This is a genomic window from Streptomyces sp. B1I3, assembly GCF_030816615.1.
Lineage (GTDB): Bacteria > Actinomycetota > Actinomycetes > Streptomycetales > Streptomycetaceae > Streptomyces.
The window spans coordinates 6096261-6110387 of the sequence record NZ_JAUSYD010000001.1; the positions used below are offsets into that span (position 1 = coordinate 6096261).

Sequence of the window (14127 nt, forward strand, 5' to 3'; positions counted from 1 at the left end):
TCGGGACAGGGCTGAGGGTTGACTGGTGAAGCTTGACTCCATGTACCAGGAAGTGATCCTGGACCACTACAAGCACCCCCACGGGCGTGGCCTGCGGGACGGCGACGCCGAGGTGCACCACGTCAACCCGACGTGCGGCGACGAGATCACGCTCCGCGTGAGGTATGACGGCGAGACCATCGCCGACGTCAGTTACGAGGGCCAGGGCTGTTCCATCAGCCAGGCCAGCGCCTCCGTGCTCAACGAGCTGCTGGTGGGCAAGGACCTCGGCGAGGCGCGGAAGATCCAGGAGACCTTCCTGGAACTGATGCAGTCCAAGGGTCAGCTGGAGCCGGACGATGCGATGGAGGAGGTGCTGGAGGACGCCGTCGCGTTCGCCGGCGTCTCCAAGTACCCGGCCCGGGTCAAGTGCGCGCTGTTGAGCTGGATGGCGTGGAAGGACGCGACGGCGCAGGCGCTGTCCGAAGGGAAGACGGCATGAGCGACAACGAGACTCTCACCATCAAGCCGGCCTCCGAGGAGGAGGTCCGCGAGGCGCTGTACGACGTGGTCGACCCCGAGCTCGGGATCGACGTCGTCAACCTGGGCCTGATCTACGGCATCCACATCGACGACGCCAACATCGCGACGCTCGACATGACGCTGACGTCCGCGGCCTGTCCGCTGACCGACGTCATCGAGGACCAGGCGAAGTCCGCGACCGACGGCATCGTCAGCGAGCTCCGCATCAACTGGGTCTGGATGCCGCCGTGGGGCCCGGACAAGATCACGGACGACGGCCGCGAGCAGCTTCGCGCACTCGGCTTCAACGTCTGACCCATGACGTCCTGGACGGCCCCCGGCATCGTGCCGGGGGCCGTCCGCGTCTGTTCGCCCGGCGTATCAGCGGCGTGCCACCGCGTACCTGAGCTCCCGCGCCCCTCGTCCCGCCGAAGTCGGGCGGCAAGGCGCTGATCGTGCCCGTGACCGACTTCGACGAGGTGGCGGGCGGCGGGGCCGAGGCCGTCCTCGGTACGCCGATCGCGCTGGACCTGGGCGGGCCGGCCGTCCGGGACATCCGGAAGAACGCCACCGGTCAGTACCTGATCGTCCGTGTCCCCAGGACGACGGCCGTGCCCGCGCCACCGGACGGTGACGGGGCGGGTCACCACTGCGGGGCGGCGCCGCCTGCGTACGGTGGTGGCGGGTGGGGGCCCTGGGCGGGGGCGCCGGCGGCCTCGGCCAGGACCGGGCCCAGGTCCTCCGTCCGTATGCGGCGGTCGACGTAGAGCAGGCCGGCCACCAGCTGCGGGAACGTCGTCGAGATGACCTGGCTGACCAGCTGCCCCAGCATCATCGCGACGAGGTAGCCGCTCATCGCCACGATCACCGCTGTGGCGCTCGGGTCGTTGCCGAGCGAGGACGTCCCGATCATGCCGGGGAACATGCCGAGGATCGAGAACGGCATCTGGATGACATAGCCGGCCGTGGCCGCCATGCTGCCGGCCAGCAGGGTGATGCCGAAGATCCGCCACCAGTCGCCGCGCACCAACTGGGAGGAACGGCGCAGGGCAGCTACGGAGCCCTGGCCCTCGAAGACCACCGCCGCCGGTGCCAGGCAGAACTTGATCCAGAGCCAGACGGCCACCGGGCCGGTCACCAGGGCGCCCAGGAGTCCGAGCGTCGTGGCGGTGGCGGCGCCGCCACCGCTGTCCATGGCGATGAGACCGATGGCCACCCCGACGAACGCGACCCCCATGAGGACCACGGGCACGACGGCGATCAGGGCCGTGAGGATCAGCGCACCGATCACGGGTGCGACGCGGCTCCAGGCCTTGCGCCACACCGTGGCGAAGGCGACGGGCCTGCCCAGCACCGCCTCCTGGAGGACCGCCGGGACGGCCGCGTACATCAGGCCGGAGACGACGGCCATGGTGATGATGCCCAGCAGGGCGAGGACGCAGAGCGCCGTCACCAGCGACACGACGTCCGACGAGGCGGCCTCCTCGTCGTGGCTGAGGGAGACCACGCGATCCAGGGGGCCGGCGACCGTGGAGTAGGCGATGGCGACCGCCGCCGCCATGACCAGCAGTGCGCCGCCGTACAGCGCGGCGGCCGTGCCGAACAGCGGCCTCCAGTACCTGCCCATCGTCGAGAACGCGCCGTTGAGCACATCCCCGAGCTTCAGGGGTGCGAGCGGTATCACTCCCGGCTTCGGCGGCGGTGCCCAGCCGCCCCAACCCGGCGGCCCGGGGGGCCCTCCGTACGGCGGCGCTCCGCCGTGCGGTGTGCCCCCGTATGCGCCGCCGCCCCACCCTGCGTCCTGCGCCACTGCTGCTCCGTTTGTTGTTGTTGTCCGGTTGTCATCCGGTCCTACCGGTCGGGACACCGTAGCGTCCCGCACCGGCCCCGGAACCGGCCAGGGCGGGCCGGAACGGGCACGGGTGGGGTTGTGTACGGCCGTACACAATGATGTGTACGGTCGCCCCATGGGATACGGACTGCTGGCCGCGGCCATCGCCGCCGAGGTGGCCGGAACGACGGCCATGAAGTACAGCGAGGGGTTCACCCGGCTCTGGCCCTCGCTCGTCACGGTCGTGGGCTACGTGCTGGCGTTCACGCTGCTCGCCCAGACCCTCAAGACCCTGCCCATCGGTACCGCCTATGCCATCTGGGCGGGGGTGGGCACCGCGGCGGTCGCCGCCATCGGCATCCTCTGGATGGGCGAGTCCGCGGGCTCCGTGAAGCTGGCCGGCATCGCGCTGATCATCGCCGGGGTCGTGGTGCTCAATCTCGGCGGGGCCCACTGATGGCGCGCCGTTACGACCCCGGGCGGCGCGAGCGGATCATCGACGCGGCGATCCGCGTCGTGGCGGCCGAGGGCATCGCGGGTCTCAGTCACCGGACCGTGGCCGCCGAGGCCGACGTGCCGCTCGGCTCGACGACGTACCACTTCGCCTCGCTCGACGAACTGCTGGTCACCGCCCTGCGCCGGTGCAACGAGAACTTCGCCCGGACCGTACACGAGAGCGCCTGCCTCGCCGATCCCGCCGTCCCGACGGCGGAGGCGCTGACCCGGCTGCTGGAGGGGTGGTTCGCGGGTGGGCGCGGGCCGATGGAACTGGAGTACGAGCTCTACCTCGCCGCCCTGCGCCGGCCGGCCCTGCGGGCCGTCGCCGCGGAGTGGGCGGACGGCCTGACAGAGGTGATCGCCTCCCGCACCGACCCCGCCACCGCGCGGGCGCTCGTCGCCCTGCTGGACGGGATCAGCCTGCAGGTGCTGCTGACCGGGGGTGACTTCGACGCGGCGCACACCCGGGAGATGCTGGGCCGGATCGTGGCGGGGGCCGGGCGCTGAGGTGGCGGGCCCGCTCCCGTACGGCGGACACGCGTCGCGCACACCGGCCTCGATGCCGGTGGCCGTGTGCAGCGCCCGGGCGAGCGTGCGGTCCCGGTCCACCACCGGCGTCAGCCGCCGCAGCCGGCCGGATGGACCCCCGTGCACCGTCGCGCCGGCGTCGGTCACGGCTGCGTGAGCCCTCCCGGACGCTGAGACCGGTTGGCCCGGGCGGGCCTCGGGCGGTTAGGTTTCGGTCATGACCGACACGACTTCCCAGGGCCCCGCCCGTACCACCGGCGCCGTCGCCGCCGGCCTCGCCACCATCGCCGGTGACGGCACCGTCCTCGACACCTGGTTCCCCGCCCCCGAGCTCGTCGCCGACCCCGGCCCGGCCGGCACGCAGCGCCTCGGCGCCGAGGAAGCGGTGAACCGGCTCGGCGCCGGCGCGGCCGGGGCCGTCGGCGTGGACGCGCGCCGCGGGGTGGAGGTCGTCGCCGTGACGACGGTCATCTCCTCGCTCGACGACAAGCCGCTCGACGCGCACGACACATATCTGCGGCTGCACCTGCTCTCGCACCGCCTCGTCCAGCCGCACGGCCAGAACCTCGACGGCATCTTCGGCTTCCTCGCCAACGTCGCCTGGACCTCGCTCGGCCCGGTGGCCGTCGACGACCTGGAGAAGGTCCGGCTCAACGCCCGCGCCGAGGGACTGCACCTCCAGGTCACGGCGGTCGACAAGTTCCCCCGGATGACGGACTACGTCGCGCCCAAGGGTGTCCGCATCGCCGACGCCGACCGGGTCAGGCTCGGGGCGCACCTGGCCGCCGGTACGACCGTGATGCACGAGGGCTTCGTCAACTTCAACGCCGGCACGCTCGGCACCTCCATGGTCGAGGGCCGCATCTCCGCGGGCGTCGTCGTCGGCGACGGTTCCGACATCGGCGGCGGGGCGTCCACCATGGGCACGCTGTCCGGCGGCGGCAAGGAGCGCATCGTCATCGGGGAGCGCTGCCTGATCGGTGCCGAGGCGGGCATCGGCATCGCGCTCGGCGACGAGTGCGTCGTCGAGGCCGGGCTGTACGTCACGGCCGGTACCCGTGTCACGATGCCTGACGGCCAGGTCGTCAAGGCCCGGGAGCTCTCAGGCGCCTCGAACATCCTCTTCCGCCGCAACTCGGTCACCGGCGCCGTCGAGGCCCGCCCGAACAACGCGGTGTGGGGCGGCCTCAACGACGTACTGCACGCCCACAACTAGCCCTCGGCGGCGATCAGTTCCTCGTACACCCTGCGCAGCCCGTCGGTCGCCCCGCGGCCGGCGGGCTGCAGCGGTTCGCGGACCGGGCCGGCGTCCAGCAGCGCCTTCGCCGTGACCGTGCCCGGCAGGCCCGAGGCCGTCATCGCCTCGACCAGGCCGACGGTGAGCGCGTTGAGGCGGGTGGCCCCGGCGGTGTCCCCGGCGTCGAACGCGTCCAGTACGGCCCGCATCCGGCGCGGGACGACATTGGCGACGGTGCTGACGTAGCCGGCCGCGCCGAGCGCGTAGAGGGGCAGGTTCAGTTCCTCGCAGCCCGAGTAGTAGGCGAGGGGCGTCCGTGCCATGAGCTTCGTCGCCGCGAGCAGGTCGTACGAGCAGTCCTTGACGGCCACGATGTGCGGGTGCTCCGCCAGCCGGGCCATCGTCGGCGGCTCGATCCTCGTGCCGGTGCGGCCCGGGATGTCGTACAGCATCAGGGGCAGGCCCGTGGCCTCCGCGACCCGGACGAAGTGCGCCTCGGCGGCGGCCTGCGGAGGGCGGCTGTAGTACGGGGTCACCACCAGCAGCCCGTCCGCGCCCGCCGCCTCGGCCTCCCGCGCCAGCCGGACGGTGTGCCGGGTGTCCGGACTGCCGACCCCGGCGACGAGCGGGACTCCGTCCCCCACCGCCTCCCGTACCGCCCGGAGCAGCGCGGTCTTCTCCTCGTCCGTCGTGGTCGGGGACTCGCCCGTGGTGCCGCTCAGCACGAGGCCGTCGCAGCCGCCCGCGACCAGGCCGAGCGCGTGGGCGCGGGTGGCTTCCAGGTCCAGTTCCCCCTCGGTGGTGAACGGCGTGATCATGGCGCAGAGCGTGCGGCCGAAGGGCCTGTGCGGTGTCATCTCCGCAGTGTCGGCGCCACCGTCCGTACAGGTCCACTTAGTTCTTCTGGTGTGACGGTGAAGCGTTGCTGAACGGTCTTCGCTCGGCCGACCCTGTCTGGCATGATCGAACGCGCAAGCGGCAGACCGTTCCAGGGGTGGGGTACACGGCGATGCGCACAGGAACGACGATCTCGGCGGCCGCGCTGGTGGCCTCCACGCTGGCGCTCTCGGGCTGTGCGGGCTTCCTCGTCCCGGCCGGCGAGGGCGAGCCGGGGCCCACCGCGAGCCCGGCCGGCGCCGCCCGGCCGCCGGCCGCCCCCGTGCGACCCGAGACCCTGGCACCCCGTCCACCGGCCACGGCGGACGTGCCCGCCCAGGGCGCGCCGAGCCCCGAGGCCCCGACGGCCGGCTGCCCCGCCTCCGGGGCCGCCGTGGATATGGGGGAGGTGCAGGCGGCGATGTTCCACCGTGCCGTGGTGCTCACGCTCACCAACTGCGGGAAGAAGCCCTACCGCGTCCACGGTTATCCGTCCGTGCGCGCCCTGGGCGACGACGGTGAACGCCTTCCCGTCCCCGTGAACGCGGGAGGATCGATGTTCGGCAACGACGAGGGACCCGAGGAGGTCGTGCTGGAACCCGGCGGCACCGTCACCTCGATCCTGGCCTGGGTCTCCACGAAGGAGGGCGGCGATCTCATCGAAGGGGACGCCCTGGAGATCGCCGCTGCGCCGGACACCGGTGCGCGGACCTTTCCGCTGGAGGGCCACGACGTGCGGCTCATGGACGAGTTGAACACGACCGCCTGGCGCACCTCGCCGCCCGAATGACCTCGCCCGGGCCTCGCCCCCCGCGGGCCCGGCCGGTCCGGCCTTGACCTCGAGCGCGCTTGACGTACGAGGGTGTGGGCGTCGGCGCACCGCAGGAGTGCGCCCGGAGAGGACCACGCCATGCCGTCCGCACAGTTCGACTCCCGTCCCGACCTCACCCGTCCCGACTCCGGCATCGTCGAGGTCGGCACGTGGGACGCCGGTACCCCCGAGCGCCGGCGGCGCACCGTCGAAGCCGTCCGCGCGGCATGGTCCGGCCTCGACCGGACCCACCCGGGGCTCCTCTCGTACACCGTGCTCACGGGGGAGGACGGCAGGACGCTCCTCCACTACTCGCAGTGGTCCGGTGAGGACGCCTACCAGGACTTCGTCCGCACCGGCCGCGACGCCCGCGACGCGGAGATCGACGCCGCCGTGCCCGGGATCGAGCGGCTCGGGCTGCACACCTTCACGTTGTACCGCTCCGGGGTGAGGGAGGGCGACGACCGCGAGCCGGGCTGCGTCGTGATCGTCGACGTCGAGTTCGCCGGACCGGACCCGGCACGTCAACGGGACTGGGTGGACACGGTGTTCGAGGCGCTGGGCACCGACCCGGCCCCGGTGCCCGGCGGCATCTCGGCGCACTTCCACGTCGGTACGGACGGCACCCGCGTCCTGAACTACGCGGAGTGGGAGACCGCGCAGGCCCACATCGACGCGCTCGCCGCCGCGGGCGACGGGGTCGGATCACCGACACCCCAGTGGCAGCGGGTCCAGGCCTACCCGGGCGTGACCGGCGGCGGAGTGCACCGCTACACCCCCGCGTCCGGCATCGGCGCCGGCCCGGCGTAGAACCGGGCGGCAGGGGACGAACTGCGTCTACGCTGGGGTCGGCGGCCCGGATCCCACGTGCACCGGGCCGGCCCCGGACCCGTACACCGGATCCGCTCGACGCACATGCCCCGCGCACGCCCCGAGGAGAACCCCCTGATGTCCGCAGAGCGCCCTTCCCTGCCGCCGGTACGGCTGCACACCGACGCCGAACTGGCACGGGACGCGCTGGCCGCTCCGCTGCTCGCCCGTGCCGTCCGCCTCGCCCGCTGGGCGGGTCCGCAGACCCGGGTGGGCGCCGGTGGTGAACTCGTCGACGCGCAGCTGCCCGCGGCGGCCGAGCACCTCGGCCTCGCCGAGGACGAGGACGGTGCGGCGTACGCCAGTGAGGCCTGGCGTCTCGCGGTCGACGCAGGGCTCGTGGACGTCGAGGATCCGGAGCACGACGGCGAGGACGGCGCGGCGGGGGAGGACGCCGAGGGCACGGTCACCGCGGGTGAGAACCTGGCCCTCATCACCACCGGTTCGCCCCAGGACGTGCTCGGGATCTGGCTCGACGGCCTGGACGCCGTCCACGCGGACGCCACCGCACCGGCCTTCGACGACTTCGCCGACCTCATCGGTGACGACGGCAGCGTCGACTTCGACGCCCTCGACTGGGACCCCGAGGCGGAGGCGGAATTCCTCGACGGGGTGCTCGGCAATCTCTACGCGCTGACCCTCTCGGACGCCGGACCGGGCGAGGGCCCCGTGCCCCTGCCCGCCCTCGCCGCCTCCGTGGTGGTGCCCGACGACATGGACGAGCCCACCGACGACGTCCTGGAACAGGTGTCGGAGGCGATGATGCGGCTGGACGACCAGTTCCGGCTGCTCGAACCCATCGGGATCGTCGAATACCGCCCGGTGGACGAGACGTTGCTGACCGAGGAGGGCGAGGAGGCGGTACCCCCCGCCGACGACGAGGACGTGACCCGGTACGGGATGGTGAAGCTCACCCCCCTCGGCCTCTACGGCATCCGGGAGCGGATGCTGGCGGCCGGGGTGGACGCGCCCGCCGTCGGTGACCTCGCCGACAAGGGGGCCGACGTGCTCCTCGACGGCATCGCGTACTACCCGGAGGGCGCCGCCCGCGCCGAGGTCGAACTGTGGCTCGGCCGGCGCGGGGCGCGTGACGGGGCGCAGGCCGCCGCCGCCGAACTCCTGGGCGCGGCCCGGGGGGCCGACCGGGGCGCCCCGCTGCGCAGGCTCCACTGCCAGCAGGCCCTGGCACTGGCCGGCCCCGAGGCCGAGCCCGCGGTACGCGCCGTCCTGGACGACCCCGAACTCGGCGGGCTGGCCCGGGTCTGGCTCGTGGAGCGGGGCGCGTCCGACGTGCCCGCGCCCGCGGAGTCGATGATCTTCTGGCTCGCCGTCGACACGATCGCGGCACAGCTGGACGCCGAAGGTGACATGGGCGAGCTCCAGGAGCTGGTGGAGGGCCTCTCCGGCCAGCACAGCGGCTTCTTCGACGAGGCCTGGCGGGTGGACCACCCGGCGACGGCCGAGGTCCTCGAGGCGATGGGGCGGCTCCACCGCGACCGGAAGACGGCGAAGGCCGCCCGCAAGTCCGCTTTCAAGGCCCGCTCGCGTACCGGGAGCTGAGCAGGGCGGGGGACCGCTTTTCGGCCAGGCGAGACCCGTCCGCCTGGCCTCCGTGTCCCGTTCTGTCCGTGTTCGCCTGACGGCTTGATGTGCAGGCCCGCTCGACGTCGTTCCTCGTTCAACTGGCGTTGGTGCAGGGAAGGGAGCGTGATCACGCCAACCACCCGGCCACGCAGCACCAGGAGTACGCGATGTCGTTCACGCGCAGGGAATTCACCAGACAGTCCGCCCTCACCGGTGCCGGCATCGCCCTCACCGGCACCGTCGGGGCGCTGGCCACCGCGCCCGGTGCCCTGGCCGCCGACGACGCCCGCCACGGCCACGGCCACGGGGACGACGACCACGGGCACGGCCACGGGCACGGCCACGACAGGGAGCTGGGCTACGGCCCGCTGCTCCCCGACCCGAAGGGCATCCTCGCGCTGCCCGCCGGTTTCTCGTACCGGATTCTCACGCACAGTGGTGTCACCAAGCTGGAGACCGGTGAGCCCACCCCCTCCAACCACGACGGCACCGCGGCCTTCGAGGGCCCCCGGGGCGTCACCCTCCTCGTCAACAACCACGAGCTGAGCGGCACCCGGGCCGGCTGGGCCTACCCGGTCCCCCTCACCGAGGGCCTCGTCTACGACCCGGTCGCGGCCGGCGGCTGCACCGTCGTGGAGACCCGCCGCGACGGACGCACCGCCGAGTGGGTCGGCATCGCCGGCACGTCCACCAACTGCGCGGGCGGCAGCACCCCCTGGGGCACCTGGCTGACCTGCGAGGAGACCGAGGACAAGGCCGGCAAGAACGGTCTTCTCAAGGACCACGGCTACGTCTTCGAGGTCGACCCGTACGACAAGCGAGCCAACCGCGACCCGCGCCCGATCAAGGCGTTCGGCCGATACGCCCACGAGGCCGTCGTCATCGACCCCAAGCGCGGCCACGCCTACCTGACCGAGGACGCCTCCGGCCCCAACGGCCTGCTCTACCGCTGGGTTCCGCCGCACGGCTTCGAGCACGGCCGCGGGAAGCTGCGTACCCTCGCCGACGACGCCGGGGTCCTTCAGGCCACCAAGTGCTTCGACAAGAAGGGCGCGTTCGTCGACGACCTGTCCCGCGCCACGAAGATCGGCACCGTCTACGGCGTGGACTGGGTCGACGTACCCGACCGCGACGCGAAGACCGTCTCCGTGCGCAAGCAGTTCACCGACGGCCAGGTCACCCGCGCCCGCAAGCTCGAAGGCATGTGGTGGGGCGACGGCGGCGCCTACTTCGTCTCCTCCTTCGCCCGGGACGAAAGCCCCGTGGCCCACGACGGCCAGGTCTGGTTCTACGACCCCAAGCGCCGCACGATCACCCTGAAGGTCCTCCTGGGCGTCAACCCCGACGCCTCCGTGGACGGCGCCCTCGACGGCCCGGACAACATCACGGTCTCCCCTTACGGCGGCATCGTCATCTCCGAGGACGGCGAGGGCATCCAGCACCTCTTCGGGGCGACCGACAGCGGCCGCACCTACCCCATCGCGCGCAACGAACTGAACGCCGGGACGGAGGCGGACCCCTCCTACAGCGAGATGACCGGAGTCACCTTCTCGCCGGACGGGAAGACGCTGTTCGCCAACATCCAGACGCCGGGCATCATGCTCGCCATCACCGGTCCCTGGAAGCGGCAGCCGAACAAGCGCTGAGCCGGCCGGCCGCCCGGCACGCGACGAAATCCCGTCGCGTGCCGGACAGCCGTTCTCCTGGAGCCGGGGCCATGCACCTCCCGGTGCGAAGGCAGCGGCCACTTCCTTGCCCGACGTCACGCCGCAGCCGTCCTGACCTCGGGAGGCGCGAGCGCCGGGGCACCCGGTGCCGCGCCTCCCGAGGTCAGGCACGAGCGCCGGGGCGCCCGGTGCCGCGCCGCCCGCGTCGAACCGCACCCTGACCGCTCACCGGGCGCTGATTGACATGCCGGTCACGGAGCGCCGTGCCCTGGTCACCGGGCCCGGCGGCGTGGGCCGGCCGGCCGAGGCGGGCATGACCTGGGAGGCCCTCGCCGGCCGGCCGAGGGTCCTGGGGCGCTTCGGCGACCTGGGTGGCACCAACACCGCCGAGGCGGTGCGCAGGCACTACCGGAAGCACGACCGGGTGCTGATCGTCACGGACGAGCAGGGCCTCGTGCACGCACCACGGCGACGCCACCGGGGGATCGGGCCCACCGTCCCGGTCCACACCTGGAACCTCGCGGGGTATACCGGGTCGGGCACGCGCCGTCCGGGAGCGAGAACCGCCACACTTTCGGGGGGCTTTCCGACGCGGCATTCCGCATGGTGCCCCTGCTGGAGGCGGGCAGGAGCGCCGACCGGCCCTGGAACGGCTGATTACAAAACCGCCACTACTGCGGCCCCGGGGGCGGTCGGGCATGGCGTCGGGCGCTCCCAGGGCGCATACTCAACGTAATGAAACAGTCAGCCGGATCCCGGCGTCACCTGCCATCCAGTCCCTTCAACCGCCCGGCCCAGGCGGCCCCACCGGTCGAATGCTTCGAAGTGGGCGACAGGGTGTCGCACGACCAGTTCGGACTCGGGCGAGTCCTCGCTGTCGAGGGCGACAACGACGCAGTGCTCATCGACTTCTCGGGGCGTCAGGGAAGGATCCTGAGCCCGTACTCCAAGCTGACCAAGCTCTGAGAGGGAGGACGAGCACGTACCGCGTCCGACCGGAGGCTCTCCGGACCCGGGGCACCTGAGGAGAAATCCACCAGGTGCCCCGGAAGCCGTTCCGGACGCCTTCGCGGTGCTACAGGGCCTTGGCGGCGGGCTTGACCATGCCGCGGACGGTCCGCGACTTCACGAACTCGCCCATGCCGGTCATCTCCCATTCGCCGGAGAACTGCCTGATCAACTTGGCCATCATCACGCCGGTCTGCGGCTCCGCACCGGTCAGGTCGAAGCGGACCAGTTCCTCGCCGGTGGCCGCGTCGATCAGCCGGCAGTACGCCTTGGCGACCTCGGTGAACTTCTGCCCCGTGAAGGAGTTGACCGTGAACACCAGGCCGCTCGCCTCGGCGGGGATCCGGCCGAGGTCCACGACGATCACCTCGTCGTCACCCGCGCCCTCGCCCGTGAGGTTGTCGCCGGAGTGCTTGATCGCGCCGTTCAGGATGGAGAGCTTGCCGAAGTAGCAGCTGTCCAGGTGCTTGCGGTCGGGGCCGAAGGCGATCACCGAGGCGTCGAGGTCGATGTCCTTGCCACGGAACGCCGGCTCCCAGCCGAGCCCCATCTTGACCTGCGAGAGCAGTGGCCGGCCGCCCTTGACCAGGGAGACCGTCTCGTTCTTCCGGAGGCTGACCCGGCCCTTGTCGAGGTTGATCTTGCCCGTGCCCGCCGGAGCGGGGGGCGCGGCCGGCGGGGCGGGAGGCGCCGCCGGTGCCGGGGGTGCGATCCGGGGGTCCACGGGAGCGGCCGCCTGTGCGGCCGGGGCGGGGGGCGCGACCGGGGCGGGAGGCGTGGCCGCGGCGGGCTCCTCCACGGAGACGCCGAAGTCCGTGGCGATGCCCGCGAGCCCGTCGGCATAGCCCTGGCCGACCGCGCGGGCCTTCCAGGCGCCGTTGCGCCGGTAGATCTCGACGACCACCAGCGCCGTCTCGCTGCCCAGCTGCGGCGGGGTGAAGGTGGCGAGCGCGCTGCCGTCGTCCGCGTTGCGCACGGTGGCGGTGGGCTCGATGCCCTGGAAGGTCTGGCCGGCCGCGTCGGGGCTCGCCGTGACGACGATCTTCTCGATGCCCGGGGGGACCGCCGTGGTGTCCACCACGATCGCGTCCGGCACGGAGCCACCGCCGGCGCGGTAGGTCACGCCGGTGCCCGCGGGCTGGTTGTAGAAGATGAAGTCGTCGTCGGAGCGCACCTTGCCGTCGGCGGTGAGCAGCAGGCCCGAGACGTCGAGCCGCACCGGTGCGGCGACGTCCACCGCCACGCGGACGGCGGAGAGAGGGATGTTCGAGCCGGGGGTCATTGCGGTCATGCACGGGGTAACGAACGACCCGGCTTTGCCGGTTCCCTTACCTTCGCCGGTGTGCTCCGTACGGCTCAGTGCCCGCCGCGAACCCGGTTGCGCGGGTGGTCGCGGGCGGTGCGTTCGTTGCCGTGCCGGTACGCGCCCGTCCAGCGCGCCATGACGAGCTGGGCGTCGCCGGACTCCACCTCGGCCAGGAACCTCGCCGCGCGGCCGCCGCGCAGGGAGCCCGCGGGGCGGCCGTGGTGGGTGAGGGTGACGCTCGTGTCGCCGTGCTGTTCGTACTGTAATCCGGAGGGTTTCGGCATGGCCGTACGGTGCCCGTGGCCACGGCGCCGCGTCGCGGCGTTTTCCGGCCGGACGGCGCGGTTCCGACGACCGTCCCGGTCCGGACCGGGCCGGCCCGGTGCGTCCTGGTCCGGACCGGGCCGGCCCGGTGCGTCCTGGTCCGGACGGCGGGCCCGAGGGCCCGGCCTAGTGGGGCCAGATCGGAGGGTCGGTGACGAAGTGCCCGCCGATGTGTGCGTGGTCCGGGTTCTGCGGGTCCAGCTCGCCCTGCTCGGCGACGAGCTTGTCCGCGTACTGCTCGGAGTCGTCCTGCGGTTCGTAGCCGAGGGAACGGGCCGTCGTCAGGTCCCACCACAGGCGGGTGTTGGCGGAGGAGCCGTAGACCACGGTGTGGCCCACGTCCGGGGCCGTCAGGGCGGCGTGGAAGAGGCGGGCGCCGTCACTCGGGCTCATCCAGACGGACAGCATCCGTACGGACGTGGGTTCCATGAAGCAGGAGCCGATGCGTACGGAGACGGTCTCCACGCCGTGCTTGTCCCAGTAGAACTGGGCGAGGTCCTCGCCGAAGGACTTCGACAGGCCGTAGAAGGTGTCGGGGCGGCGGGCGGTGGCGACCGGGATCAGCGGGTCGCCGGGGAGCGGGCGCGGGGTGTAGCCGACCGCGTGGTTGGACGAGGCGAACACGACGCGCCGGACGCCCTCCTCGCGTGCGGCCTCGTAGAGGTTGTAGGTGCCCTCGATGTTCGCGCGCAGAATCTTGTCGAACGACGCTTCCAGGGAGATGCCCGCGAGGTGGATGATCGCGTCGACGCCCCGTACGGCTTCCCGTAGGGCGTCCTTGTCGCCGAGGTCGGCGGTGACGGCGTCCGGTTCACCCTCGACGGGGTTGACGTCGAAGAGGCGGAGCTCGTATCCGTACGCGGGCAGCAACCCCCGCATCAGGGTGCCGAGGCCGCCGGCGGCGCCGGTGAGCAGGACGGTGCGGGGAGCGGGCATACGGGATCTCCTCGGTGCGGGCACGGGGCGCGAACGGGCGGCGCGGTGGTGCGGAGCGGTGCTGTGCGAAGCGGTGCTGTGCGAAGCGGTGCTGTGAGAAGCGGGACTCTGCGTAGGGACAGCGAGGTACGCGCGCCGGGTGGGCGCGGC

General features: G+C 72.5%; 15 protein-coding genes and 1 pseudogene. 11 read left to right on the forward strand and 5 right to left on the reverse strand.

Features of this window, described 5'->3' with window-relative positions:
• Nucleotides 1-25 precede the first annotated feature (25 nt).
• Nucleotides 26-481: a Fe-S cluster assembly sulfur transfer protein SufU gene (sufU, locus tag QFZ58_RS27650; RefSeq protein ID WP_307127613.1), complete on the forward strand. Its 456-nt coding sequence runs from the start codon at nucleotides 26-28 to the stop codon at nucleotides 479-481.
• A complete protein-coding gene (locus QFZ58_RS27655) occupies nucleotides 478-816 on the forward strand; it encodes a metal-sulfur cluster assembly factor (protein ID WP_307127614.1) in 339 nt (112 codons plus the stop codon). The genes sufU and QFZ58_RS27655 overlap by 4 nt, the downstream gene beginning before the upstream one ends.
• A gap of 328 nt (nucleotides 817-1144) precedes the next feature.
• Here the strand turns inward: QFZ58_RS27655 and QFZ58_RS27660 are convergent, their stop codons facing one another.
• Entirely contained in the window at nucleotides 1145-2152 is a 1008-nt protein-coding gene (locus tag QFZ58_RS27660; protein WP_307127615.1) for a hypothetical protein, read from the reverse strand.
• A 316-nt stretch (nucleotides 2153-2468) separates the two neighbouring features.
• On the opposite strand from QFZ58_RS27660, the gene QFZ58_RS27665 reads away from it, so the two are divergent.
• From QFZ58_RS27665 to dapD, 3 genes are all read left to right on the forward strand, one after another.
• Entirely contained in the window at nucleotides 2469-2789 is a 321-nt protein-coding gene (locus tag QFZ58_RS27665) for a multidrug efflux SMR transporter (protein ID WP_307127616.1), read from the forward strand.
• Complete coding sequence (locus tag QFZ58_RS27670; RefSeq protein WP_307127617.1) at nucleotides 2789-3337, forward strand: TetR/AcrR family transcriptional regulator; 549 nt, start codon at nucleotides 2789-2791, stop codon at nucleotides 3335-3337. The genes QFZ58_RS27665 and QFZ58_RS27670 overlap by 1 nt, the downstream gene beginning before the upstream one ends.
• Nucleotides 3338-3575: 238 nt before the next feature.
• Nucleotides 3576-4574, forward strand: a complete 999-nt coding sequence (gene dapD / locus QFZ58_RS27675) for a 2,3,4,5-tetrahydropyridine-2,6-dicarboxylate N-succinyltransferase (RefSeq protein ID WP_307127618.1) — start codon at nucleotides 3576-3578, stop codon at nucleotides 4572-4574.
• Here the strand turns inward: dapD and dapA are convergent.
• The gene (gene dapA, locus QFZ58_RS27680) at nucleotides 4571-5452 is read right to left on the reverse strand and encodes a 4-hydroxy-tetrahydrodipicolinate synthase (RefSeq protein WP_307127619.1); all 882 of its coding nucleotides are present in this window, start codon (nucleotides 5450-5452) and stop codon (nucleotides 4571-4573) included. The two genes, dapD and dapA, sit on opposite strands and share 4 nt — an antisense overlap.
• Nucleotides 5453-5604: 152 nt before the next feature.
• Here dapA and QFZ58_RS27685 point away from each other — a divergent pair, with 152 nt between their 5' ends.
• The 6 genes and pseudogenes from QFZ58_RS27685 (at nucleotide 5605) to QFZ58_RS27710 (ending at nucleotide 11369) form a co-directional block, all read left to right on the forward strand.
• On the forward strand, nucleotides 5605-6261 hold the full coding sequence (locus QFZ58_RS27685) for a DUF4232 domain-containing protein (protein ID WP_307127620.1): 657 nt from the start codon (nucleotides 5605-5607) through the stop codon (nucleotides 6259-6261).
• Between the two features lie 120 nt (nucleotides 6262-6381).
• Nucleotides 6382-7092: an antibiotic biosynthesis monooxygenase gene (locus tag QFZ58_RS27690; protein WP_307127621.1), complete on the forward strand. Its 711-nt coding sequence runs from the start codon at nucleotides 6382-6384 to the stop codon at nucleotides 7090-7092.
• A gap of 138 nt (nucleotides 7093-7230) precedes the next feature.
• Nucleotides 7231-8712, forward strand: a complete 1482-nt coding sequence (locus QFZ58_RS27695) for a hypothetical protein (RefSeq protein WP_307127622.1) — start codon at nucleotides 7231-7233, stop codon at nucleotides 8710-8712.
• Between the two features lie 191 nt (nucleotides 8713-8903).
• A complete protein-coding gene (locus QFZ58_RS27700; protein ID WP_307129013.1) occupies nucleotides 8904-10382 on the forward strand; it encodes an alkaline phosphatase PhoX in 1479 nt (492 codons plus the stop codon).
• Between the two features lie 211 nt (nucleotides 10383-10593).
• Nucleotides 10594-11060: pseudogene (locus QFZ58_RS27705) on the forward strand (hypothetical protein); the annotation flags it as partial.
• 78 nt (nucleotides 11061-11138) lie between these two features.
• Nucleotides 11139-11369, forward strand: a complete 231-nt coding sequence (locus QFZ58_RS27710; protein ID WP_307127623.1) for a hypothetical protein — start codon at nucleotides 11139-11141, stop codon at nucleotides 11367-11369.
• A 109-nt stretch (nucleotides 11370-11478) separates the two neighbouring features.
• Here QFZ58_RS27710 and QFZ58_RS27715 read toward each other — a convergent pair whose 3' ends face one another.
• From QFZ58_RS27715 to QFZ58_RS27725, 3 genes are all read right to left on the reverse strand, one after another.
• Nucleotides 11479-12702, reverse strand: coding sequence for a TerD family protein (locus QFZ58_RS27715; protein WP_307127624.1), 1224 nt, complete (start codon nucleotides 12700-12702; stop codon nucleotides 11479-11481).
• A 65-nt stretch (nucleotides 12703-12767) separates the two neighbouring features.
• Nucleotides 12768-13001 carry a hypothetical protein gene (locus QFZ58_RS27720; RefSeq protein WP_307127625.1) on the reverse strand — a complete coding sequence of 78 codons (234 nt, stop codon included), beginning with the start codon at nucleotides 12999-13001 and terminating at the stop codon, nucleotides 12768-12770.
• Nucleotides 13002-13167: 166 nt separating this feature from the next.
• Entirely contained in the window at nucleotides 13168-13977 is an 810-nt protein-coding gene (locus QFZ58_RS27725; protein WP_307127626.1) for an NAD(P)-dependent oxidoreductase, read from the reverse strand.
• Between the last annotated feature and the right edge of the window lie 150 nt (nucleotides 13978-14127).

Excerpts from the sequence above, each read along its gene's own strand:
- QFZ58_RS27655 (WP_307127614.1), top strand. The coding sequence starts at position 478 with ATGAGCGACAACGAGACTCTCACCATCAAGCCGGCCTCCGAGGAGGAG.
- QFZ58_RS27665 (WP_307127616.1), top strand. The coding sequence starts at position 2,469 with ATGGGATACGGACTGCTGGCCGCGGCCATCGCCGCCGAGGTGGCCGGA.
- QFZ58_RS27670 (WP_307127617.1), top strand. The coding sequence starts at position 2,789 with ATGGCGCGCCGTTACGACCCCGGGCGGCGCGAGCGGATCATCGACGCG.
- dapD (WP_307127618.1), top strand. The coding sequence starts at position 3,576 with ATGACCGACACGACTTCCCAGGGCCCCGCCCGTACCACCGGCGCCGTC.
- dapA (WP_307127619.1), bottom strand. The coding sequence starts at position 5,452 with ATGACACCGCACAGGCCCTTCGGCCGCACGCTCTGCGCCATGATCACG.
- QFZ58_RS27685 (WP_307127620.1), top strand. The coding sequence starts at position 5,605 with ATGCGCACAGGAACGACGATCTCGGCGGCCGCGCTGGTGGCCTCCACG.
- QFZ58_RS27690 (WP_307127621.1), top strand. The coding sequence starts at position 6,382 with ATGCCGTCCGCACAGTTCGACTCCCGTCCCGACCTCACCCGTCCCGAC.
- QFZ58_RS27695 (WP_307127622.1), top strand. The coding sequence starts at position 7,231 with ATGTCCGCAGAGCGCCCTTCCCTGCCGCCGGTACGGCTGCACACCGAC.
- QFZ58_RS27700 (WP_307129013.1), top strand. The coding sequence starts at position 8,904 with ATGTCGTTCACGCGCAGGGAATTCACCAGACAGTCCGCCCTCACCGGT.
- QFZ58_RS27710 (WP_307127623.1), top strand. The coding sequence starts at position 11,139 with ATGAAACAGTCAGCCGGATCCCGGCGTCACCTGCCATCCAGTCCCTTC.
- QFZ58_RS27715 (WP_307127624.1), bottom strand. The coding sequence starts at position 12,702 with ATGACCGCAATGACCCCCGGCTCGAACATCCCTCTCTCCGCCGTCCGC.
- QFZ58_RS27720 (WP_307127625.1), bottom strand. The coding sequence starts at position 13,001 with ATGCCGAAACCCTCCGGATTACAGTACGAACAGCACGGCGACACGAGC.
- QFZ58_RS27725 (WP_307127626.1), bottom strand. The coding sequence starts at position 13,977 with ATGCCCGCTCCCCGCACCGTCCTGCTCACCGGCGCCGCCGGCGGCCTC.